The 22,803-nt window shown below is 38.8% G+C and carries 26 protein-coding genes and 1 pseudogene; 2 read left to right on the top strand and 25 right to left on the bottom strand.

All coding sequences use genetic code 11. The features are described from left to right. From MKX30_RS04635 to MKX30_RS04715, 17 genes and pseudogenes are all read right to left on the bottom strand, one after another. Positions 1 to 762 (bottom strand): enoyl-CoA hydratase/isomerase, encoded by a 762-nt coding sequence (locus tag MKX30_RS04635; RefSeq protein WP_013310980.1) that lies wholly within the window; start codon positions 760 to 762, stop codon positions 1 to 3. Continuing rightward, complete coding sequence (locus MKX30_RS04640; protein WP_340959351.1) at positions 759 to 2,021, bottom strand: hydroxymethylglutaryl-CoA synthase family protein; 1,263 nt, start codon at positions 2,019 to 2,021, stop codon at positions 759 to 761. Before MKX30_RS04640 ends, MKX30_RS04635 begins: the two co-directional genes overlap by 4 nt. A 15-nt stretch (positions 2,022 to 2,036) precedes the next feature. After that, a complete protein-coding gene (locus MKX30_RS04645; protein ID WP_341062492.1) occupies positions 2,037 to 3,275 on the bottom strand; it encodes a beta-ketoacyl synthase N-terminal-like domain-containing protein in 1,239 nt (412 codons plus the stop codon). Next, positions 3,272 to 3,511 carry an acyl carrier protein gene (locus MKX30_RS04650; protein ID WP_013310983.1) on the bottom strand — a complete coding sequence of 80 codons (240 nt, stop codon included), beginning with the start codon at positions 3,509 to 3,511 and terminating at the stop codon, positions 3,272 to 3,274. The genes MKX30_RS04645 and MKX30_RS04650 overlap by 4 nt, the downstream gene beginning before the upstream one ends. A 49-nt stretch (positions 3,512 to 3,560) precedes the next feature. Next, entirely contained in the window at positions 3,561 to 4,313 is a 753-nt protein-coding gene (locus MKX30_RS04655; protein WP_069080409.1) for a 4'-phosphopantetheinyl transferase family protein, read from the bottom strand. 141 nt (positions 4,314 to 4,454) lie between these two features. After that, positions 4,455 to 4,976 carry an antiterminator LoaP gene (gene loaP, locus MKX30_RS04660; protein ID WP_023989394.1) on the bottom strand — a complete coding sequence of 174 codons (522 nt, stop codon included), beginning with the start codon at positions 4,974 to 4,976 and terminating at the stop codon, positions 4,455 to 4,457. A 492-nt stretch (positions 4,977 to 5,468) separates the two neighbouring features. Then, the gene (locus MKX30_RS04665) at positions 5,469 to 6,146 is read right to left on the bottom strand and encodes an MBL fold metallo-hydrolase (protein WP_341062493.1); all 678 of its coding nucleotides are present in this window, start codon (positions 6,144 to 6,146) and stop codon (positions 5,469 to 5,471) included. A gap of 755 nt (positions 6,147 to 6,901) precedes the next feature. Next, on the bottom strand, positions 6,902 to 7,741 hold the full coding sequence (locus MKX30_RS04670) for a hypothetical protein (protein ID WP_341062495.1): 840 nt from the start codon (positions 7,739 to 7,741) through the stop codon (positions 6,902 to 6,904). A gap of 24 nt (positions 7,742 to 7,765) precedes the next feature. Continuing rightward, the gene (locus MKX30_RS04675; protein ID WP_341062496.1) at positions 7,766 to 8,833 is read right to left on the bottom strand and encodes a thermonuclease family protein; all 1,068 of its coding nucleotides are present in this window, start codon (positions 8,831 to 8,833) and stop codon (positions 7,766 to 7,768) included. Positions 8,834 to 8,946: 113 nt separating this feature from the next. Next, positions 8,947 to 9,282, bottom strand: a complete 336-nt coding sequence (locus MKX30_RS04680) for a YolD-like family protein (RefSeq protein WP_341062497.1) — start codon at positions 9,280 to 9,282, stop codon at positions 8,947 to 8,949. 308 nt (positions 9,283 to 9,590) lie between these two features. Then, a complete protein-coding gene (locus MKX30_RS04685) occupies positions 9,591 to 9,704 on the bottom strand; it encodes a putative holin-like toxin (protein ID WP_222847808.1) in 114 nt (37 codons plus the stop codon). A gap of 109 nt (positions 9,705 to 9,813) precedes the next feature. After that, positions 9,814 to 10,203 (bottom strand): hypothetical protein, encoded by a 390-nt coding sequence (locus MKX30_RS04690; protein ID WP_179085442.1) that lies wholly within the window; start codon positions 10,201 to 10,203, stop codon positions 9,814 to 9,816. A gap of 14 nt (positions 10,204 to 10,217) precedes the next feature. Continuing rightward, positions 10,218 to 11,360: a hypothetical protein gene (locus MKX30_RS04695; protein ID WP_076264629.1), complete on the bottom strand. Its 1,143-nt coding sequence runs from the start codon at positions 11,358 to 11,360 to the stop codon at positions 10,218 to 10,220. A gap of 311 nt (positions 11,361 to 11,671) precedes the next feature. Beyond that, positions 11,672 to 12,403: a hypothetical protein gene (locus MKX30_RS04700; protein WP_341062500.1), complete on the bottom strand. Its 732-nt coding sequence runs from the start codon at positions 12,401 to 12,403 to the stop codon at positions 11,672 to 11,674. Between the two features lie 165 nt (positions 12,404 to 12,568). Next, complete coding sequence (locus tag MKX30_RS04705) at positions 12,569 to 14,278, bottom strand: DNA/RNA helicase domain-containing protein (protein WP_340958641.1); 1,710 nt, start codon at positions 14,276 to 14,278, stop codon at positions 12,569 to 12,571. Positions 14,279 to 14,639: 361 nt separating this feature from the next. After that, positions 14,640 to 14,801: pseudogene (locus MKX30_RS04710) on the bottom strand (fibronectin type III domain-containing protein); the annotation flags it as partial. A gap of 72 nt (positions 14,802 to 14,873) precedes the next feature. Further along, entirely contained in the window at positions 14,874 to 15,299 is a 426-nt protein-coding gene (locus tag MKX30_RS04715) for a NucA/NucB deoxyribonuclease domain-containing protein (protein ID WP_341062502.1), read from the bottom strand. 244 nt (positions 15,300 to 15,543) lie between these two features. Here MKX30_RS04715 and MKX30_RS04720 point away from each other — a divergent pair, with 244 nt between their 5' ends. Beyond that, entirely contained in the window at positions 15,544 to 16,503 is a 960-nt protein-coding gene (locus MKX30_RS04720) for an SPRY domain-containing protein (protein WP_341062504.1), read from the top strand. Positions 16,504 to 16,529: 26 nt separating this feature from the next. On the opposite strand, the gene MKX30_RS04725 is transcribed toward MKX30_RS04720, so the two are convergent. The 4 genes from MKX30_RS04725 to MKX30_RS04740 all read right to left on the bottom strand — a co-directional run bounded on the left by MKX30_RS04725 (position 16,530) and on the right by MKX30_RS04740 (position 19,609). After that, positions 16,530 to 16,754: a hypothetical protein gene (locus MKX30_RS04725; RefSeq protein ID WP_341062505.1), complete on the bottom strand. Its 225-nt coding sequence runs from the start codon at positions 16,752 to 16,754 to the stop codon at positions 16,530 to 16,532. A 53-nt stretch (positions 16,755 to 16,807) separates the two neighbouring features. Beyond that, positions 16,808 to 17,440: a hypothetical protein gene (locus tag MKX30_RS04730; RefSeq protein WP_341062506.1), complete on the bottom strand. Its 633-nt coding sequence runs from the start codon at positions 17,438 to 17,440 to the stop codon at positions 16,808 to 16,810. A gap of 476 nt (positions 17,441 to 17,916) precedes the next feature. Beyond that, complete coding sequence (locus MKX30_RS04735; RefSeq protein WP_310165938.1) at positions 17,917 to 18,996, bottom strand: XRE family transcriptional regulator; 1,080 nt, start codon at positions 18,994 to 18,996, stop codon at positions 17,917 to 17,919. Next, positions 18,980 to 19,609 carry a hypothetical protein gene (locus tag MKX30_RS04740; protein WP_341062508.1) on the bottom strand — a complete coding sequence of 210 codons (630 nt, stop codon included), beginning with the start codon at positions 19,607 to 19,609 and terminating at the stop codon, positions 18,980 to 18,982. The genes MKX30_RS04735 and MKX30_RS04740 overlap by 17 nt, the downstream gene beginning before the upstream one ends. Positions 19,610 to 19,883: 274 nt before the next feature. Here MKX30_RS04740 and MKX30_RS04745 point away from each other — a divergent pair, with 274 nt between their 5' ends. Further along, complete coding sequence (locus MKX30_RS04745) at positions 19,884 to 20,483, top strand: hypothetical protein (RefSeq protein ID WP_341062509.1); 600 nt, start codon at positions 19,884 to 19,886, stop codon at positions 20,481 to 20,483. A 38-nt stretch (positions 20,484 to 20,521) separates the two neighbouring features. Here the strand turns inward: MKX30_RS04745 and MKX30_RS04750 are convergent, their stop codons facing one another. Genes MKX30_RS04750 through MKX30_RS04765 form a run of 4 tightly spaced genes read right to left on the bottom strand, consistent with a single transcriptional unit; the run spans position 20,522 to position 22,760 of the window. After that, positions 20,522 to 21,085 carry a phage holin, LLH family gene (locus MKX30_RS04750; protein WP_341062510.1) on the bottom strand — a complete coding sequence of 188 codons (564 nt, stop codon included), beginning with the start codon at positions 21,083 to 21,085 and terminating at the stop codon, positions 20,522 to 20,524. Positions 21,086 to 21,087: 2 nt separating this feature from the next. Continuing rightward, the gene (locus MKX30_RS04755) at positions 21,088 to 22,083 is read right to left on the bottom strand and encodes a GH25 family lysozyme (protein ID WP_341062511.1); all 996 of its coding nucleotides are present in this window, start codon (positions 22,081 to 22,083) and stop codon (positions 21,088 to 21,090) included. Further along, on the bottom strand, positions 22,061 to 22,564 hold the full coding sequence (locus MKX30_RS04760) for a phage holin family protein (protein WP_071558623.1): 504 nt from the start codon (positions 22,562 to 22,564) through the stop codon (positions 22,061 to 22,063). The genes MKX30_RS04755 and MKX30_RS04760 overlap by 23 nt, the downstream gene beginning before the upstream one ends. After that, on the bottom strand, positions 22,539 to 22,760 hold the full coding sequence (locus MKX30_RS04765) for a hypothetical protein (RefSeq protein WP_076158322.1): 222 nt from the start codon (positions 22,758 to 22,760) through the stop codon (positions 22,539 to 22,541). Before MKX30_RS04765 ends, MKX30_RS04760 begins: the two co-directional genes overlap by 26 nt. Between the last annotated feature and the right edge of the window lie 43 nt (positions 22,761 to 22,803).

Raw genomic sequence — 22,803 nt, forward strand, 5'->3', positions numbered from 1 at the left:
TCAGTCCATCCACGGAAATTGCCCCGTTTCGACGTATCGGAAAATGCCCTTAAGATTTTGAGCGTCTGAAAACACCTCTTGATTGGACGCCAACGCTAGTGGTTTACACTGACGCAAATCGTTGAGTTCATCCATAAAGCGCTTGTAGCGTAAGATCCCCTTCTTGGTCAATCGTCTGAGGCGTAATAAATGCTTGCGTAGCACCATCTCGCTCTGAACATCGTACGCATCAACCAATCCCCATACATGGGCCTGTTGAACCGAAACGGGCTGCGTCATTAGTGTTAAATAATGCGCTTTTTGGAATCCAATCCTGCGGACTAAAAATGGTAGAACGCAAGCAGGGAAAAGTCCGAATAGCAATTCTGACAAGCTGAACTGTGCCGTCTCGTCGGCTATCACAATATCGCTGGCAGCAATAAATCCGACGCCACCAGCGTTTGCTTTTCCTCGCACATGAGAAATCGTGATATAGGGCCCAGTTGCTAATTTTAACCACAGATCATACATAGGCTCTGGACTCATTGCATGTTCTTGTCCACTTTCCACTTTTTCACGCATTCCCTCAAAATCCGCCCCAAAACAGAACACCTCCGGCAAACCTTCCAAAACTACGATCGTAACTGACTCCTCACACAGCGCAAGTACATGCAAGCACTCCTCGATGAGGGTATTATTAATCGTATTATTTGCCTCCGGTCGGTAAAAGCGAATATAACAAATCGATTCTTGAAACCGAACCTGAATCGTTTGATAACTCATGATTCCCACCTGTATTTACGGTGGAATTCATAGATTTCTTCCAAATACAACCGCTGTCTCCCTTTCCCGGAAGCTATCACCCCCGGAATCAATTGAAAATCCAGCTTGGCGTTGCGGGTTCCAAACCGTACAGCGCCACTGCCTTTTAGCAGGGATTCATATTCATCCATAGTTACCTGATAGCGATCATTCAAATTACGCTCAATTTCAAAACGCCGCAGATGTTCCTGGCTTTGCGGCATAACAACCCCGCTATAAAATTCAGAGCAGCAGCCTGACCCGTAGGAAAAACAGCCGATTCGCTTTGGAGCATCGAATGTACCCTGATCAATCGTACCTGCCAAGGAGAGGTACAAAGTCGCCCCCATAATATTACCGACTCGTTGGCAATACGCCAATCCGGGCTTAACACGTTGTAAATAATCTGCCTCAATCTCATTTGGTTTGGATTGAGTCAACCTTCGCATCATCGTGCGATGCGCTCCTTTTACCATTCCGCCAAAAGGAGTATGAAAGGCAAGATACTGAAAGGTATCTTTATAATCCACTCCTTGCACCCGTTTTTGGTATTCCAAAAACGCTTGCTCGCAACAGTCCAGATAGGACATTAAAGACAAATCTGCATCCCCAGCCTCGCTATCTGGAATCGGCCGGCAAGTATCCATCACCTCATAGCCGTAATATCCATTAGCGCCTGCATCGATTTGAAAAACATGAGGATTTTCACTAATGAGCATTGCCACGGCCCCTGCGCCTCCACTTGGCTCAGCATAAGACCAATCCTCACTCAAGACATCCCCGCCTTCAGCAGCAATAAATCGTGAAATATCACTGGCAATTACAAGCGCTTTTGCTCCTGGCGAGACCTGAGAAAGAATAAAATTCACCGCCATTTGGAGTCCAGCAGTACCGGAATAGCAGGCTTGCTTGAGCTCGAATAATCTGCAATTCCGATTCAACCCCAAATAGTGGTGAATATATGTACTGATTGATTTCCCAAAATCAATACCTGATTCCGTACAGGTGATAAGCATTTCGATTCGGTTTTTTTCCGCTTCTGAAAGAGCGTCCACCAGCGGTTTTGCCGCATTTACTCCAAAGGTAACTGGATCTTCGTAAGGTAGGGCAACCGCCTTTTCTTTCATTAATAAATTTTCGAACCTTGCAGGATCCAATTGCCTGTGTTGGGCTAATTGCATAACATCCAGATAGGCAGAGCCACCAAAAACGTTCATTGCCTCAATTCCCACGACAACCATAATCGTCCCCCTCTCTCAAATACGCGACTCACATTTTTGCATACAAATGGCAGTATTGATTCCACCAAACCCCATGCTTAGATTCATAGTATTGTGAATAATTGCTGGTACGGACTCATTCCTCACCCAATTGCAGTCCAATTGGATAGGCTCCTCCAAATTAAGGGTAGGGTGAAGTCTCGACTCTTTCATTTGTAAAAGAGTAGCAATAATTTCAACAGTTCCTGCCGCGCTCAAGCCGTGACCGATAATGGATTTAGTTGCATTGATATAGGCATGTGACAATTTACAATCCTGTAATGCCTTTATTTCTATCTCGTCTCCAACGACCGAGCCTGTCCCATGGGGATTAATATAATCAATCTCTTCCGGTAGCAGCTTTGCTTTCTCCAAAGCTCTTCTAATCACTCGGGCTTCGCCTTCGTAGGAGGGATTGGGATTCCGGTTTCGATCCATTCCCATATCCCATCCTGCCAGTTTGGCATAAGGTTTCTCCCGAAGCCTCACGGCAGAATCGGCCCGTTCTATGACTACAACCCCGCAAGATTCCCCATAGATGAACCCGTCCCGCGACTGATCAAATGGTCGACACGCCATTGCAGGTTCATCGGCATATCGGTCGCTTCCCATCGCTCCCAAGGATCGCAATGCCTGGCATTCCATATACGAAATATCCATCAATGCCCCCATTGCAATGCAAACATCAACACGATCTGCTTGAATGGCCTCAATTGCTTGAATGATTGCGACTTGTCCACTCGCGGATGCACCACCGACGGTATAAGCTAACCCCTGAATACCGAACTGTTCGGTACATAGTCCGCACAAATCAGTATCCATAAAGGAAACCCCATAGGTCGGCGGTACAAAGCACATTTTTTCCCGGTAGGCCTCATAGGTCTGAAATAGCTCCCGTTGCTGAAAATTGGAGCCTCCAATCACCAGTCCAATACGGCTAGGATCAACGTTATCCAATTGGGCATCTTCCCAGGCTTCTTGAAGGGTTACCATGGCCACCTGCCCCGAAAATGATGCTGTACGTAACATTCGTTTGGATAATGCCTTCGGATAAGACAAGGGTGGCAGCTCCGCACCTATAAATGAAGCTTCACCTCTTCTGCCCGGGCGTTGCATGACGCCAAATGCATGTTGCCCTTTGAACAACGCCGAGGCAAAAGCAGCCTTCCCCTGCCCAATCGCCGAAGTCACGCCAATCCCCGTAACGACTAACTCAGACTCTTCATAATTTTTCATAATTTCGCATAAAGTGCATCTGTCAATTCCCCTATATTTTTCACGCCGGACAATTCGACGCGCGGAATATTAAGAGATAATGTTTCCATCGTCTTGTTTACAATTTCAGCCCGATCTACTGAATCTGCACCCAAATCCACCAATCGATCGCCATACTCGAACGTGTGATCTTGTAATTCGGGAAGCACTTCACGAATACAACGTTTAACGATATCGAATACTTCTTCCTTATGCATAGGTATCCTCCTAAAAAATAAATGATTTAAAACTCAACAAACCTAGTGTTCAGTAAACATGATCTACAAACGGATTTCGATGAAAACTTGCATTGAATTTTTCATAAAGCCGAGAAGTATTCATACTCCATTCCGTCTTCCTCGGTGCTACAATCGTGCAGATATAGTCACCTAACTGGTAAGACTGAGCAGCATATTGTGGAAAATGTGAAAATGTACTTTGGAAGCAGCCATCCACAAATCTGGTCTCATTCATTTCAAGTACATGCAGCGATGTTGTAAAACCTGTACGCAATATTTTCGACAGGGCCTCCTTCACTGTCCAAAAAACCGCCAATAAAGCTGAGTACTCCCCTACTCCCCGCACGACAGAGATTCTTCCTTTTTCTTCCGCCGTCAGTTGGCTTTCAATTGTCTTATTTCGCTTAGAATCAATCCTCTCAATATCAATGCCCATGGGATGTGCTTCGGGAAAAACAACAGCCGCTCCGATATAGTCGCAGTGGGCAATGCTCACCTGATAGCTGTGGACACCATTGATTCGAAGCATGGGCTGGCCGAAGACACCTGACTCCACACTTACGTTGCGCAGGTCTGGCTCGCTTAACAGCACCGAAACTGCTTGTTTAGCACTTAGCCTGCCAAGCACAAAGTTGGATTTCCGCCGATGGAATACCAAACTCTCGAAGTAACTACACTCATCCGAATGAAAGACTTCTCGATCAAGGGGAGCGTCTGCGTTATAATCTGCATGGACAAAACTGACGGCCGCCTTCATCACGGCATCTTCCCGCTTCAACATTAGTTGTTCTGCATACGAGGCTACGCATATCCCCCCTAGTAAACTACTAACTTAGCAGTCCAAATCAAAAAAGGCCTTCAAATCCCTTAAGGGTTCTGAAAGCTTCCTCATGGAGTATGAACTCGTCACGAGTTCTCCACTTTAAACCTTACTTATAATTTCCAAAGCTACTCTCACTAACCTGATATCACCCATAAATTCTAACTGAATGACCGCTTGTCGTTTATGTCTATCTATTTTCTTAACTATACTCCCCCTTCCTTTAAGTGGGCCATCTAGGATACATATATTGTCTCCTTCAATAATTCCAGTTGATGATTCTATACAATAGCTATCATTGCATAGACTTTCTAACATTTGTTTCTCCGAATCTCTCATTGAAGCTTCAAACTTCGAGTATCTCAATAAACGAATGATATCACTAGAAGTGCAAATCATTGAATTTGTACTGGTTACGAACTGCAAGTCAGGTAAATTCGACTCAATAAATACATAGCTTGGGAACAAAGGAGCCCATTCTTTCTTTACTATTCCTGCTACTTTAAAGAGTCTCTCTTGGAGTGGTATAAAGGGTTTGTAGACTTCAGAATCCAACCACTCATTAATAAGCTGCTTGACCTGTTCTTCCCTACCCGTTCGCACAAAAAACACGTACCAGCTCACTTAACTCATCTCCTATAAAAACGTACTGCCAAATCATCTCCTATAATGTCTACTACCCATATACATAGCTTCGCCCTTTCACTTATCCTACTTGATAAGCTACAATCTCTCACGATATATCCCTCTTTGATGGTTAACGTGACCCGCCAGCGATTAACCACAGAAAAGTTCCTTTATTTTTCATATAATCATATAATTGGAATAATGTTTTTCCATTATAATCCTCTACTCAAACCCTGTCAATTCACAGTTGATTGGAAACGGCCAAGTTCAGATTGGATTCGCAAACCTTTCTGAAAATACTTAATTTGAAGTCATTATTATCTTTCGAATACAGCTTCAACGTTTCTGGCGGCTTATAAAAGAACTGATCCGAGTGTTTTACTCTAGTTAACTTGAGCATCTGGGGCACAGACAAATGATAGATCGTTATGTATTATTTTTTATATTTAAGATTTTCTCTCACCATTAGAACTGGGCCACAATACAGACTCATTTGAAATCGAACAGGCCCTTTTGGTTCGAACGCATTCTAAATTTAATAAAAGATTCCTTACTCGTAAATTGAAAATAAATATTTTCATCCATGAGGTGATTGAGTGTAAAACCAGGCGCTTTACCAAATGAATGAGCAGGATAAATTTGAATAGAGTCATCAATTTCTCGCTTTATTTTTTGAACACTATTATATAATTCTATTGGATTTCCTCCATTTGGGTCACAAAAGCCACAACCTTCAATGAATATTGTATCCCCAGTAAATAAGCGATCTGATAAAAGATAGCATACACTTCCCGCGGTATGTCCGGGAGTCAAAAGACTTTTGATTTCTGTTTCACCGACCTGGATTGAATCCTTGTCTTTAATTGAATGTAAATTTCTACATCTAAAATGATAAAAATCGATTTCGTTTGTTGACATGAATACCTGCGGGTTATATTTTTCCAGGAGTGGATTTACCAAATTAATATGATCCCAATGTGAGTGAGTTAATAGTATCGCTTTGAGATCGCCATTCAATTGTTGAAGATAGAACTCTACTTTCAATAAATCCCATGATGGGTCAACAATAGCTATGTCTCTTGTTTTCTCATCCATTACAAAATATACATAATTGATGAAATTCATAAAACAGACTCTTAACTGTTCCATATGAAAAGTCAGATTCATATCAGCTTCACCGAACCACCTTCCCAATAGTTAATTAAAAACAACAACATTCTGATTTAAGGTTTTGGGCCACTTCATTTTTTAGAAATACTTACTATTTAATTATAAAGGCCTAATTTCGTTGTCCTATGATTATAACAATTGATGCAATAGAAAGGCTCCAACTCTCTGTTACAAGATCGCTTAATTTTTCCAAAACAAAAAACGCCTCTCCGTATGTTAACGGTGAGACGTTTTTGTTGGTTCTGTGTACCTGTTACGGAGTATTCCGCAGGTACACAGAACCTCGCGTTATTTTCGTTCATTTAACTTTGATGTGTCCGTTATAAATCAAAAATGCCGAGGACCGGGATCGAACCGGTACGGTAGTCACCTACCGCAGGATTTTAAGACATGAGTTTTCAATATACTGTACTGGCATACAGTTCCAAAATCCAGCAGCCTCAAGGCTTTTGTGTGTTCGTATATGTTCTCATTTGGACTGTATTCTACACAAAATACTACAGTCTGTCCCCAATTTGTCCCCAATAAAAAGAGCAGGAGGGTAATCCCCTCACTGCTCTTTTGCCTGTGTGGTCACTCTACTAAAATACTTGTTAGAGGCAATCCAATTACAATTTAAATGGAAGTATTCATCCTTATATTATAATCTCCTTCTTTAGCATTTTTTGCCAAAGAAGAATTGCAATATCCTACTATACCCAAATAATTATAAAAAGCCAGACATAACGTATCTGGCTAAAGTTGAAGTAAAATTATTTTTTCTTTGTTCTTTTCTGTTTTTTTTCACTTATAATTTCAATGAATTCGATTTTGCTTTTATCCACTAAATATTCTCGAATTTCATTTTTTTCTTCATCTTCTATCATAAAATGAATAGTATTTTTCGAAGTCGTATTTTTTATGCTAATATTGCTAAAAACTTCTCCAGATAACTTCACATTTATTTTATGATTTTGTGCGTAAAATTTCCCAAGCATTTTGAAGGCTGGTTGTAAGTAAAGTCGTACTGTTAGATACATTATTGTTCCCATCACTATAAATGCATAAAAAAATGGAGGGCTACTCTTATAGATTTTTAGAGAAAAATCAAGTAAATTTATTGAATTAAGATGAAAAGTATCACTTACTTTAAAGGCCATAGTCTTTATAGAAAATGTTAAAAACAAAAAAATTAATACGAAATGTAGGGATGATATAAATATCTTATAATATTTTATTTTATCTGATACTCTTGCAGTGAATTTTGAAACTTTGAATATTTTAATGAAATATTTATTTATTGTTAGTTGAACTTTTGAAGTGGGAAATTCTAGTTGTGTTAAAATCATAATAGTAGTAAGAAGAAATATAAAATATAGAAACCAAAATGAATATTCTCTAATTCCACCGAAACTTACTACTACAAAGGATATGATCAAGGCATATAACCCGATCTCCTTAAATATTACTCTTATTGTTTTGAAAATATTAGTTTCAAATTGTTTTTCAAGAGGGGAGGATCTAAAAAAAGCTATTACGTGCATAGACAAAACAATAAACGTTATGATCTTATACGCGCCTAAAAAAGGGGCAGATATTTTCAGTAATTCCAAATTACTCTCTCCAGTTCATAAAAGTTATCTTTCACATGCTACTCCATCACCATCACGATCCAACTTTCTACTGTAACCTGGTTCACCTTTATAAATAGGATCGGCACCAGCAGCGCGAACCGCAGAGCAGTTTTTATAGTATACATTACTTGATGACTCTCTTGATTCAGAATAAGATTGAACTACTTCTTTTTTAGGAGTAGCAACTTTAGGCTTAGACTCTTTCTCGCTAGAGTCACTTTTTGGTGATTCAGCCTTGGCCGTTACCTTTTGAGCTGCCTTCTGATTGAATCCATCTTCTTGCGCATAGTTTTCAATACTCCAGATTCCTGTTCCACTCTTTTGAGCAATGGTTTGGATCTCCTTGAATTGATCGACGTATTTAACATTTGGAGGGTTTATGTAGGCCACCCGAGCATACCCTTTCTCGATTAACATTTCATTCAACATCTTATCTCCAACCCATACATATCCAAGTAGACGACCATACTTATCTCGTTCTGAAACATCAAGCTCTAGGGAAAGGTTACCTTGCTTTAATTGCTTTAGAGTAAAAGCAGAAGCTTCTTTTGCAAACGGTTGAACCGGTGTACCCTGTTTTACACTTTCAGGTGTATCCACTAGGAGTAGTCGAATCTTTTCCTCTTTCCCTTGAACTGATGCTTTAAATGTATCTCCATCTGTTCCAGCTATTAAGGTTATTGGAATACGCTTTGGTTGTTCAGGAGCTGTCTCTTCGTTAGATGCTGAGGTAGAAACAACATTTGAAGTTTGCTCGGGTTTTGCTGTAGTAGGTACCACAGAAGTTTGTTCTATTTTAGCTGGGGCAGCTGGTGCTTTATTCGCTAAATCCTGCTGCTTAACATTAGACAGATTGCCGATGAACGCTAGAAAGAAAATTCCGGCAAGTGAAAATAAAACTATGGCTAATTTACTTTTTTGATTTGCTCTCTTAGCATTCTGATATTTTTTATATCCCCAGTAACCAAGCCCTCCTGCGATAATAAGCAATCCTAAATACTTAATAATCGCCACAGCTATAATCACTGCAAAGATAATTCCTATGATCTTTCCCTTTCCATTACTTCTCATGTTATCCTCCTAGGTATTTAGTTCTAGGATAAATATACCATGAAATTTTTCCAATATATATACTTTTATTACAAAAATCGCACGAATATTTTGCTATTCTCTAGATTTATCTGCTAGATACTTGCTGAAATGATATCCTCCAACTTGATCCAACTATAATCATCTTCGCCACGAAACAGTTTCACTTCCCTGCGGGCAGTATTTATAGACGTGATTACACCTTTGAGTTCTTCGTCATCGAACGGACTAAAAACCACCAGTGTTACAGGTTGACGTGTGTTGTAGGACTTTATAAGCGCTTGCTCGATCAACCGGACTTCCTGATCGTCAAGTTCCGGCTTGCCTCTCCGCTGACGATCTTTCATGAGTTTTAAGTATGCTTCCTTGTGTTCTGGTATGATAATCCGGCTGTTTTCCCACAACCCGTTACCTTCTAATTTTTTAGACATGTAGTGTAGCCTCCTGATGTGTTATGTAGAAATTATACCCCGAACATATGTTCCTTACAAGAAATTATTATTGGCAGCAAGACAAAAAAATAAACCGCGGAATACTCCGAGGCTTGGTATCTTTAAGATGACATTTTGAATACAGTCAACAAAGGCAATTCCATTGCCTGAATAAAATGAATATGATAACATAAGAATAGAAAAAGGGAACGGCAGCCACCGTCCCCTGCACGACTTACCGCTATAAAAGCGGTCGGCAATTGAGGTTTGATCCAGAAATAGACCGTTAACCTTTAGCAGAGGGCGGTCTATTTCTTATTGTTTTGGTTCAACGCAATAACAATCGTAACAATTAATCCGATCAACGCTACTAATAGCGTGCCGAACATCATCATTAATGTCAGAGCATCCTTAACCTCCACAGGCATCACCTCCTTTACAGGAGACTAGCCGACCGTCCTTTATAGCCGTTTTGTCGCACAATCCAGATTATACCACAAAAAAAATCTAGATTGGTCCGAAAACTTGCTTTTATTTTTCCATTAATTTATTAAATATCTCTCTATCATTGGGAGTAAAATCGGAAATCCGTTTCTTTTTCACGTATGTGTTGGTACTTGAATCCAATTTAATGAAGCCATTTTCCCCAACCACATATACGATATTTTTTTTTATCTTATATGACACAATATTATCAACAGCTTTTTCCAGTGGATCAGCAAGATGATTATAAAGTATTAAAGGGTCTTCCGGCCCCCCTCTTAAAATTTGAAAAGTCCCGTCACCAAAATATTCTACGGTATCTTTGCCTGATGGGTATTTATACTTCGTATTATCCCCCAAATTCACTAAAAAAATTATAGTAGTAGTTATAACTAGTAGAGAGAGCAAGATCAAAATAAAGATATATCTACGCTTCATCCGCAATTCACACCTCACTTCCAAGCTTTTCTTGTATCAGTTACTGTTACATAAGACGTATACTCATTTAGTGTTCCCCATGATTCCATTAAATTTGTTAGGTTTGCTGCAGCCCAACCAAGTTTGTTGTTCCCAGTAAACATTTGTTTAAAATTATACTCAAAATTATAGACATCAGAATACGTTGTAGTAATTTTCCATTGCCCGTTTACATATGTTCCATCTATTTTGTACTTCATTTTGTGAAAAGCATTATATAAATCTCTATCACTTTCTAATTGCTCAGATCCATTATAAGAAAAACTTTTAACTTTTTTAGCATTAGCTTTTTTGACTTCATCATTAACTATTGCGATGTGCTCTTTAGATTTTTTAACTTGCTGCGCCTCATATGACCACTCGTTAAAGTGTAAATTTCCTGGTTTGTAGTCAAGTGAATGTTGAAGTAAATTGGCTGTGATGTCCCCGTACTTCTTTCGAGCTATAGGAACAGCTACTAATGCAAATGCTTTACGATCAGGATAATGTATTACAGTATCTGTTGAATTCTTTACCTTCTCTACGCCTCGCACCCAAGTCTTTTCTAGTTCTACCATCGGATTTTCAAACGGAAAAGTATTATTTCCTGCATACACTAACATATTCTTACTATATGCGCCTTCCAGTACTTTTTGCGAGACATCAGACTGATCCTTTTCTCTTGTTTCCATAGGTTCTAACTGAGGACTGTATTGAATTTTTCCCAATTGATCTTCTTTTTGTTTTAAAACAAGTTCAAACTCAAGGATCTCTTTGCTGGTATCAATCTGTTCTTGATACTCATCTACGTAAGCGTGTGTAAACGTAATATCTCGAATTGTGTTTTCATTTCTAACGATTTGGATATTACATTTGCGATAGTAATCCTCAGTATCAGGTTTATATTCTGTGTTTGCCCATGTATACAGCATGTTGGAATTATCCGCATTGTCTACAACTGAAGGAAGCGAATGAAGCGGAATTTTGCTTCGAATATGTAGTGAATGATTCAAGTTTGGAGACTTAGCTGAAAGGTTTATGGAACTATTATTCTTATAAGTAAAGCCAATGATTTCACCTTTTACAAACTCGATTGGTTCACCACCGGATTTGCGTTCTATTCTTAATGAAATGCTCATTGAAATAATCTCCTCTGTTAATTCAATCTAGTTTTATAGGAAATATTTGTGAAAAAAATAATTTCCAAATATTAATATATACGAAAAATATTAAATAGTAAACATATTTTCAACATGGTAAAGGGCGACAATAGAGTTTCGTAACCTCGGCAAATTATATGAAGAAGCTAAAACGAAATATATGCTAGCTAACACAGACCTGTTAGAAACGATAAAAGCTCTGCCGACCAATTAAGGTTAGCAGAGCTTTTTGATGTACTACTTTTTCCTCTTACTATTGTTGTTCACTTTTTGTTCTTATACTGTTCGGATTACCCTTTTAATAATTTATCTTCTTTAATCGGAGCAGTAATTTCTTTGATCTCCACTTCATCATTCATTCTTTGCAAATTCATTGGCATGGAGTCTAAATATTTATATTCCTCGACCCTAACGGAGTCTTCTGTCCAATTCCCCTCTTTATCTTTCACAAAGACCTCTCTCTTTACCGGGAGCCCTTTAGCATCAATGGTTACAACCTCTTTTTTAAGACTGGTTTCTGCTACAACCTCTTGAAGTGATGCATCATTAGATTGTGGTCGTAAAGATTTCACCCAATTTTGCTCTTTCATTTCTTTTTTCTGTTCTTCCATTAGAGAAATATTTAAAATTTTCTTATTTTCATTAGCCAGGTTAACGGGCAATATCCAGGTGTTCCCTACAAGTTTTCCCGTTACATGATCCCTCCCTATAGAAGTGATTCGTCTTCCCTCTTCAGAAACTATAATTTTATTTTGTAGGACTCCTCCCACGTAATCTTCAGTAACTTCACTTAGGTTTTTCCGATCACGAATTCTTATTTGATAAGAACTATCGGAATAAGTGCTTGAAGAAACAGATATTTTGATATACTCCACCTGACTATTGGTAGCTTTGTCAGCAGCTGCGATCGTTTCACTCTGTGCACTGACAACTCTATCTGTGTTTAGATAGAAAAAACCTGAAGCAGCTACCACTACTAATGGAACTGCAAGGATACTAATTAATGTTTTCTTTTTCATCATCTTCGCCCCCTTTACTCCGCTTTTAAATTCCAGCCATTCACATATCCGTCGGTATGGTAGTCCGTATCAAGAACCCTCCATGCATCAGGATTACACACCATTGCTAAACCCAACTACAGATGTAGTCCAAACAGCCGACCTTAAAGGTCGGCTGTATATCAACAATTAAATGACTTTAGACGATAATTTCTCTTCAAAATATTCTCTTACTTTAGAGTCTTCAAAGTAAACCCTACATCCACTAATTCCTCTAGTGAGGAGCACGTAATATATATTCAGTATGAAACTAGTAAGTTCTTGTTCATTGTATTCGTTCAGTAGTGGAGTACCACCAGTATCTTTATAGTTCCCTTTTATAGCTCTAAGTTTCCCGTTTTCACCAACAGCGATATCTTTGCCGATAATAATTCCGACATGGTCAATATCCGCGCCTTGAATGGCATGGATAGAGCCTATTTCATTCTTACTACTTTCAATCTCAACCCATTTTTCATACTGGCTATTCCATCGCCACTTGCTTTCATTCTCAACCCAATCATAAGGCAGATTAAACTTGTCTATTCCTTTATTTTGCGATGATTTTGGGTTTGAAATCCACTCTCTAGTATAACCAGCAATAACACGATTTGTAGTATTGGCATGACGGAGTTCAATTTCTCCAATGTATTTAAATAGGTCTTGAATGGAATCAACGATTCCAAAATAAGAGTCCTTGTTGCGATATGCGAAGACATTAGGATTAAATTCAATTTCATCTACAATGTCTAAAGCATACAGGATGCCATTGAGAAAATCGTTGCCACTAAAGGAAGCGTCACCCTTGATTCGATATTGTTGACTTAGAGATTCTTTTACATATCCTTGGGTGAGCTTGATGAAGTTAGCCCTAAGAACATCTTGTGGACGTATACTCTGGAACTGGTCATAGAAGAAAACGAGTCCATCTGTGATTTCTTGAAGCATGTGGATTTCGTTAATCTCAGGCTGACTCTTGTCGAAATGTTTTTTAGATTCTGGGTGTCCTTTGGGGTAGTATCTTTGCAAACGATGTGCTTCGTCAACTAAGATGATATCGTAGTGACTATTACTCTTGCGTGCTTCCTCAATAGCCTTGCCAGCTCGAACAAAGGTAAGTTTATTTTTCAAATTCAGTTGCTTTAAAATTCGATTAAACTTGTCGAGTAGGTTGCTTGTAGTGATCAAACCTATCTTCATATCTGGATTTTTGTTGATCAACCTATACATAAGCGACATCATGAGAACTGTTTTTCCAGTTCCAGCTCCACCCTCAATTAGATACTTATTACGAGGATCTTGAATTACTCTTTCCTCAATATCAGATTGTTGTTTGCTCAGTTGAGTGAAAGGGGAGTATTTGAAAATAATCTTCTGCCTAATTCTTTCTAGATCGTTTGTATGTACTAATCCTTGATTATATAATTCGTTTCCCCACAGCTTCACAAATACTTCTTGCTCCACTTTGTGATGCTCGTTGTATTGCGGTTGAGGTTGTCCATTATTTCGGTTATATATCTTGAACTTTGTTTCGTCTGTTTCCGCAAGCATATGGTTAATTATCATGAACTCCAAATCTTTGATATGGGACTCGGTAAAGAAGCTTGCATTGTAAACAATTAAGCAATTGGTAAATTCGCCATCATTGAAATGACTTTCATGAATGTGCTGGTCGTGACGTACCCAAAAATGCTTTGTTTCGCCTATGTATACTGTTTTTTTCTTTAGATTATAGTAGATATAAGTGACAAAGCCTTTATCTAATATATCTTGTTCACTTTGACAGAGATCATGAATACAATTTTGGTTTGTGCTGCTACCATTTACGTATAGAGGCAGATTCATTATTCCGTATTTCAAAGACATCTACTCATTTCTGTATCTATTTATATTACAATGTTAGTAAATCTAAATTAATTATTTGTGATTATTACGGTTGATGTCAATAGAGTTCAGCAAAATAAAACAGAGAGCGGAGAAAGAGCTATGTCACCCTACGAAGATAAGATAAAAAATTTAATGTCAAAAGTAGTTCAATTCAGAGATGATCGAAATTGGAAACAATTTCACAACCCAAAAAATTTATCTATCTCGTTAGCTTAGCGGGTATTTATTACGGAGCAATGTTGCCATACTTATTGTCTAGCAAAAGCCCAGCTAACCTTAATGGATTAGCTGGGCTTTTCACTATTTAACGATTAATTGGCCGGCGGGGATTGCTTTATTTAGAGTATTCACTTACCTCAAACGTTAGGATACGATCATACAGCATGTAGTCCTTACGGCTGCTAAATGGTCCTTTGTTGTTATCGTGCTTGTTGATTGCATAGGATGCAGATCCAGAACCAGCCTGTTTGCTTTCGTACCAAGAGATAAAGTCATTGTTTTGCATATTTATTTTTTATTAGGTATAAAAAAGACTCTATTGGCTGCTAACTATTAGAGTCTCTCATCCTTATTTCACTATAAATCTTACCTTTGTTCCATCAGCATAATTATCTAGCTGATGACTTACCCATGATCCTGCTCCCCGGTTATCACTAGGACTTATGTATCTGATATCAGCACCTGCGCCACCTTCTGCGCACATAGCCATCGGCCATTCATCGCGGTCATATCCTTTTTTAGTTGGAACTCCCTTTAAGGATTCCTTTCGATTTTCCTCAGCCCCATCCCGGTCAATAGTACATACAGCAGAATGTCCGGCTGCTATTGCATCCTTGATGTGTGCTCCAGTTTCTGGGTAGCGTGAGCTTGGGAAATCCAACGTATACCCTGTTGCTTGTTGACTAATTACTGCCGGTTCAGCATAGACGCCTTGAATGGAAAAAATAGCAGCTAGTAAAAATACGATTAATCCTTTTGCGATTCCTTTTATCATATGACACCTCCATAGTGTTTAAATCTCCTCTATACTAATTGGAGAGTCATGTCGAAGTATCGCATATGTTGTCACATAATAAAATAAAGGTGCTACCAGATACATATAGGTTGAGCTTTGTGTTCTTTGAAAATTTAAATACATTATTAAACTTATTTTTGAATATATAGACATTAATGTTTAGACATTCCTATAATTGAGTTTTATAATTCAGTTTGTTATTACATAATTTTAGGAGGAAGTCATGAATAATAAAATGTTCAAAAAGTTTGGGAGTACCTTGTTAGCATTATTTATTGGAGTTTCCGTGTTCTCATTATTTCCTACAGTTACAAAAGCAGAGACTACAAATGTAACTTGGACAAATGGGTCTTTAGTAACTTTTATTGATGGGTCAAGAAAAAGCGACAGAGCGACAGTAGGGAAAACAAGTGGGAAATGGTATTGGGAAGTAAAGGTAAACAATGTTGCCTCACTAATAGGAATAACAGGTGAATCAGATCGACAGTATCAAGCGATTTATGATAATGGTGAAATTGTCAATAACATTACATCACAAGTAAAGATAGGTTATAGTTCTGGTTTTGGAGTTGGTAACGTTATCGGCATTGCATTGGACTTAGATAACGATAAAATTGTTTGGTACAAGAATGGAGTCTCCCTCGGAGCTAATTCCATTAAACCATCTGAACTAGAGGGGACCCAGATTTTCCCTGTAGTTTCAAGCGGGACTGCTTCGAAAATATCTTATGAAGCTAATTTTGGAGCAAGCAATTTTAAATATCCTATTCCTGAGGGATTTTTACCTTATCAAGATTCAGGTTCATCTACAACACCTGATCCATCTACAACGCCTGATCCATCTACAAAGCCCGATCCGTCTACAACACCTGACCCATCAACAAAGCCTGATCCATCTACAACGCCTGGATCATCGGATACTGATGGATCATCGCAACCTACTGGAGACCGTGCTGTTCTGACTATAACAATGGATAATGGATTTGATAAAGAATTCGATCTAAGTAAAAAAGAATTGAGTGCCTTCATCGCCTGGTATGACGCTAAAGATGCCGGAAGAGGTCCTTCATTCTTTGCCATTGATAAGCACAATAACAACAAAGGTCCATTCAGCAACCGCAAAGACTACGTAATTTTCAACAAAATCCTTACGTTTGAAGTGAGTGAGTATTCAACTAAATAATAAATCAACAAAGGACTCCATACTGGTTACATACCAGCGGAGTCCTTTTTCACATCTACTCTAAATTCAAACTGCTTACGGAAAAAATAAGATCCGTTGATCTTGACTGACTCCGGTGTATACTTCTCGACAGGTCCTCCGTAATCTATAATTTCCACCATATTCTCATCTATTGGAGAAATGATATATACGCGGGAACCAGACAAAGCAGCGATCAAAAAGTCAGTGTCAGTATGTAATATTTTATGCAAGTAATAACACTCTCCAATTTCAAATCAATTTTATGCAGTATCTTCGAAATTCCTTACCCATTGCCGTTGGAACCATTAAAATTAAACATGGACTTAGCTGCAATCACTAATTTATTTAGGAATGATAATAAAAACTCTGTACTAAACCCACATACGAAAAATAAAAAATTCAAACCATTAATTCCTTCTAAACCATCATTATTATACTTAAATACACATATAAAAATTACTGGAAACATTATCGCCAAGAGATTTCTGTATGAAGTATCGAAAGCAGTATTAATATTTTTATTAAATTCCGAAATAAGAGTATACGTCATTCCGCCAATTGCTCCGACAGTTATAAACAAGATAAATTTGATCGGGAGATTATTTAGAAGACGTGTATCATGATTGAGTAAATTTAATAGTGTGATCATAAATCCGTATAAAAATATCAATCCTATCCATGAATAAATAAAAACCTTTTTCCCTTTATTAATACGTTTAACGATTTTTCTTCTTAAATCCACGATTTCATATTGCTTACTTAGCAAAATTGACGTACTCAAACTATTTTCTATAAGCACCTCCTCTATATCTCTACATTCAACAAGAAATCCTTCAACATTGAACTCTTTTTTTTCAAGTTCAATCCTTATCTCTTTAATTTGAGATAATAAGTCATCTTGAGATAAATGGCTCAACTTTAAAGCCTCCCTACCTTTTACTTATATTACCTTCTTAGATTATTACAACATTGAGTGAATTAGTCAACAAGAACTATTACTTAAGACATAGAGAAAACAAAAAAAAGAAACTTTATTTACCCATAAGAATGGGTAAATAAAGTTTCTGACACAATGAAAATCACAATCATTATTATATTTGTTTATTAAAATGCTTTGGTAGGGCCCCTATTTAGGAGGGACCGACCAAAGCATTCCTAAAATATTAAGTCAAATCGTATTTTTATCAATTCTTGGCTAGCAAGTATGACATGTAGTTTAAAGTTCCGATCAGTGAAATGAATATTATTAACATGAAGATTATAAAAACCAGATACGCTTTATAGATTGCATTATTGTTTGTCAATTAGCACACGCTCCCTTAGTTTAACATAACGGAGCTTTGGGTCGATCCACTTTAATTCTATTACATTGAGCTATAAAATGTCAAAAAATCACTTTATAAGCCTTATCCTCGGTTTTCCTACAGAATATATATTTTGAAACTCCGCCTCGGTTAGAGAAGTCACGTTACTTAAATCCTTGTATGAATAACTGAGATCAGATTGATGGATTTGCAAGATCTCTTCTAACATAGATGGCTTCTCAAAAGGAAGATCAAGTTCAATAGGTTCCCTCGTCCGATAGCCCGATTTTCCCATTTGAGTCCACAAGTATCTTGACTGTCTCTCAGTAATTTTATTTAAGTCCACAGCCCTTTTTAGCAAAGCATTCATTGATACTTTCCAATATGGCTTTAAAGCAGCAAGTTTAGGAAGAGTAATGCCACCCAAAGAGTGAGAAATCTCATTTTTAGGCATTAGAAATTCAGAAGAGAAACGGTCCGCTTGTTCTTCAATATCCACATCTTCACTTGGTGGTTTTCGATGCATAATAATATGTCCAAGTTCATGACATAATGTAAAACGGATTCGGTCCATAGTTCGATTAAAGTTTGTGAAAATGAGCGGAGGTACACCAGGATTCCATAAATGAATAGCATCTATATTAGCATCTTCAAAGTCGAAAGGAATAACTATTGCACCCGCATCTTCTAGAACATCAATTACATTTTGTATTGGCCCATTAGGAATTCTAAAAGTTGCACGAACTATTTGTGCTATTTTTTCGACATCACCATCATACTTTTCTGGGTCCATATGAAAGAACGTAGGCTCGTCTATATCAACTGATCTCAGCAAGGTTTGAATTTCCATTCTTCTTAATTCAAGCCGCGCATAAACAGTGTTTAATTGTCGTTGGGGAACCGCCTGTTTTTTTCTATGGAAAAATTCACTCAAACCAATTCCGTATATCTTCTCTTCTCTTTGAAAAAAATTATTCGGATAATTTAAAGCTTTTGAAATTTTATCTAACTCTTCTTGAGTTATTGAAATTAATCCATTTTCGATTTTCGAAAGTTTCCCCTGTGTAAAGCCAATTTTTTTGGCCAATTCACTTTGGCTGATAGATCGTGATTCTCTCCCCAGCACAACTAATTGGCTATTATAATTCACGCTATTTGTTAATTGCATTTTTATCACCAGCACTAATAGATTTGTCTTTAACCCGAACTCTTGTTTTTCTTGTTGTAGTTTCTGAAGGTGTAGGTAGCGGGAAAAGGGCCGGCTCCGCAATAGGAGTTACCTCTTCATGAGTGATATCCCACTCCCAGATATTTATCTTTCCATATCTGTAAGTGATATAAATTCCATCAATATTTGATTGAAGGTTATTCAAAGTATAACCAACATGCAACAATCCATACGGAGGTAATCCTTCCAGTTCCAATTGTACAGTATCTTGAAGATCATAGGCCAATGCTTGCATTGTTGTTATTCCATTAGAAAGAAGCTTGTCGTTAAACTTTTTAAACCGTAGAGTTAAAAGTCCTTCAATTGAAAGCATGAATAAGCCTTTTCTCTCGTCAGTTCTTACTTTAGGCAATCCTTCAAACTTTAACTTGATTTCATCTTTAATATTATCATGACAAATTGAAGCTGCTGTTCTTTGCGAGTGCTTGTGCCTTGTCTGAGCATATTCCTCGCCTATGTAATAATCCTGTACACCTTTAGAAACAGCAGTTTTAATCAAATCAATATATGGCTGCAACATTCTTATTGCGTCATCCTTCAATAGTGGCTCCATAGCTTCCCTCCTCTTTCTATTATTATATTATCAATTTAAGATTTTGTCAAAATCATTGTAAATTATTCCGTTAATTATTCTCTTAATTATTTCTAGCTACTTCCTCTCAATCCTCTGAATACAAAATTGCACCCTACCGGCTAAAGCCAGCAAGGTATTTACTTTATCCTTTTATTTCGTAGCTACAGGTGTTTAAAGAACTTTCTATATGGATATATATCCCTAGTTCTGATAGACTACGACTAGAATATCCAATGTAAAGGGGATTACTACTTTGGAACCTGTAAATCAAATCAAAAATGAACGTAAAAAGACCCGGATTAATTGGAGAATAGTTTCTATCTATCCTCTCGTATTAGCGTCTATTTTATTATTTGGACTTTTTATTTACCCCACTATGTACAAATACGATAAATTGGATCAAAAATATCCTGTAATGATTAATCGTTTTACTGGAGAAGCAAAGATTCTTACTCAAAACGGCTGGCAAAACACTCCTGATATTGATTCAGCACTTGGAAAAATGGAACAATATAAAGGTGAAATTTCTATGGAAATTGACAAACAGAAAGAAGAAATCACGCAGAATGTAATGGCTGCTATAGAAGGACAACTAGATGAAATCAAAACTCAAAGCATATCTGTAAATCAAAGCCCCTCTGAAAGTGAATTTGCAGAAGTCAGAAATCGAGACAGAGGAACTTTTGGTAAAGGGGATTCAATGGACAGCGTTGAGAAGGTAATGGGTACTGCTGATACGATAAACTATGCAGGCCCTTTCGAAAGATGGTTTTACGGAAATTCAAGCGTGAGTTTTAAAGACGGGAAAGTGAATGGATGGAGCAATTTGGATGGAAATCTATTACTAAAATAAAACAAAGGCCCCGACGGTAAATGCACGGGGCCTTTGTTTTATTCCGCAGCTACTGTCTGTTGAACAGCAGCTTCTGTTGGCGCTGTATTAGGCTCAGTTTCAAAGTGAACCTGACCTTGAATAACGGGCGTTACCTCTGCTGTAGCCTGTGCCAGGAAATCATTAAGCTTTGCAGCCAGACCCGATACAGCTTCCTTAGCTGCGGCTTGTGTCGCCTCTTCATTCGGCTGTGCTTCAGTAGCCAGTACCGCTTTTGTTTTGGCCTTATACTCCAGGTATGCTTTCTCAATCGCGGATTTTAGCTCTACTTGGGATACTACGATACCTTGACTGGAAAGAGTAAGTGAAGCATACTGCAAAGCTTCCTGAAGCTTACGTTCTCCTCCAGCTTCTTTAAATGCTGTTTGAGCAAGTGCGAATGCCTCCCCTGCTACTTTATGGATCACCTCACGTTGTGCTGCCGTTGTACGCGCCTCTAGCCACACGTTAACCTTAGTCTTGAGTTTGTTTAGACCTCCTAAAACAAACGCTGTAAGCACACCCGCAGCGGCTGTGGCGATGGTATTTACGTAAGGTTGCACAGTTTCGATAATTGATTGCATGATTACTTATCCCCTTTCGTTTTCAGACCAGCAATTTTATTTTTCGCGTCCCAAGAAACCTCAGCTCCATAAGATTCTGCGATTGGCCGAAGTTGTACATAAGCGACACCCTCCACAAGCTGCACAGATTGCAATTTTCGATTGTTCAGATATGCGACCTTTTTGGCATTATCCCAGCGTAAAGGGATACCGAGAGCATTCGCCAGCACGCGCAACGGAACGTGAGTCTTTCCATCAAACAGCAGAGCTTTACCCACATTCTCTCCGTTGATTTGGAATGATCCATCCGCAACAGTCGCAGGCTCTTCTTTGGGTACGGATGTCTTCTTCCTAAACCGTGTCCGAAGCTCATCTGCCGTACCGTCAAATTCATTCAAATCGACTGGACCCGCTATGCCAGCCACCTTACGTGTGCCGGACGGCAATGCGCCACCAGCCGAGCCATCGCTATACTGCCAGAAATCCCAGCGTGACCAACCAGATGCGCCAGGCGGAACCTGTGCGGCGCTGTACCGGGCAATCCACAATGGGTAATCTGATAAGCCGCTGAAATTACCGATGAACGAAGGATATGTGTACACGATTGGTCGTACTCCAGTAAGCCGCTCAACTTCCGCCAGAAATGTCTTGGCTACGGCTGTAAGCGCCGCTTTGCTTAAGCCGGACTTGTTGGACTCATAATCCATTACTGGTGGCAGATCGAAAGACGCGATGCCTCCGGCTGAATTAATGGCGCTCACAAAGTTTGCAGCTTCCTTTCGGGCATCCTCTGGCGTTATGGCAGAGTCATCTACATAGTGGTAAGCTCCAACCAGGACTCCTCCAGCTCGCGCAGCCTGCGCATTACCTATGAATGTCTTGTCCCGGTATGACTTCCCTTGACTGGCCTTGATGAAGGCAAACGATAAACCGTCTTCCTTCACTGCCTTCCAATCAATCTTTCCTTGATAACGGGATACGTCGATCCCTTGGGCATTACCTTTTTTCCTTGCTTGCATCTTCCCTATCCCCTTCCTGACTTCCGCTTTTACTTTTCAGAACCTCAACCGCTTGCCGGATCACTGGTGGAATTGGCGCTCCAAGCCTGCCTCCATTCTCAAGAATCGAAAGCAGCTCATTTGCCATATAAAAATAGGCGACCGCATCCCGGAATAGGTGCGAATCGCCTAAGACTCCATCAATCAGATGGGATACTGCTACCATTGCAAAAATAAATACTTTTCGAGCGATGCCGATGAGACCAATCTTGCTTTTTAAACCTGGTCCGGTTCCCTTCTTACCTTCTGCGCCAGCCGCAAATAATCCGGTCACATAATCAATAATGACCAGTGCAAGCAACACCCCCAATACTCCCGACCACCCACCGTAAAAATACGTCACTGCGCTACTTCCTAAAGCAGCGCTAAATTTAAAAACCTCCCACTTATCCACCTTGCTTCCCCCGTCTCTCCGTTCAGGAAACTTTTCCTGAGCTATCATCATCTGTTTTCTGTTCCTTTTCCTCTTGGGCCTGTATCTCTGCTAATGCATTTCCTACAGCTATATCCAATCCCTCAAGTATTTCTTTACGTTTATGTGGCTGTGAAGCAATTACAGCAGAAATGACCTCAGTCAATTCTTCAATCGGCCTTGTTAGATCCAGTTGTATATCCAATGTAGATTTTATCTTTGCCATGGGTTCAATCACCTCCTTCGAACGAAAAAAAGACACCTTATTA

The sequence above is a fragment of the Paenibacillus sp. FSL P2-0173 genome (assembly GCF_038008045.1).
Taxonomy (GTDB): Bacteria; Bacillota; Bacilli; order Paenibacillales; family Paenibacillaceae; genus Paenibacillus; species Paenibacillus polymyxa_B.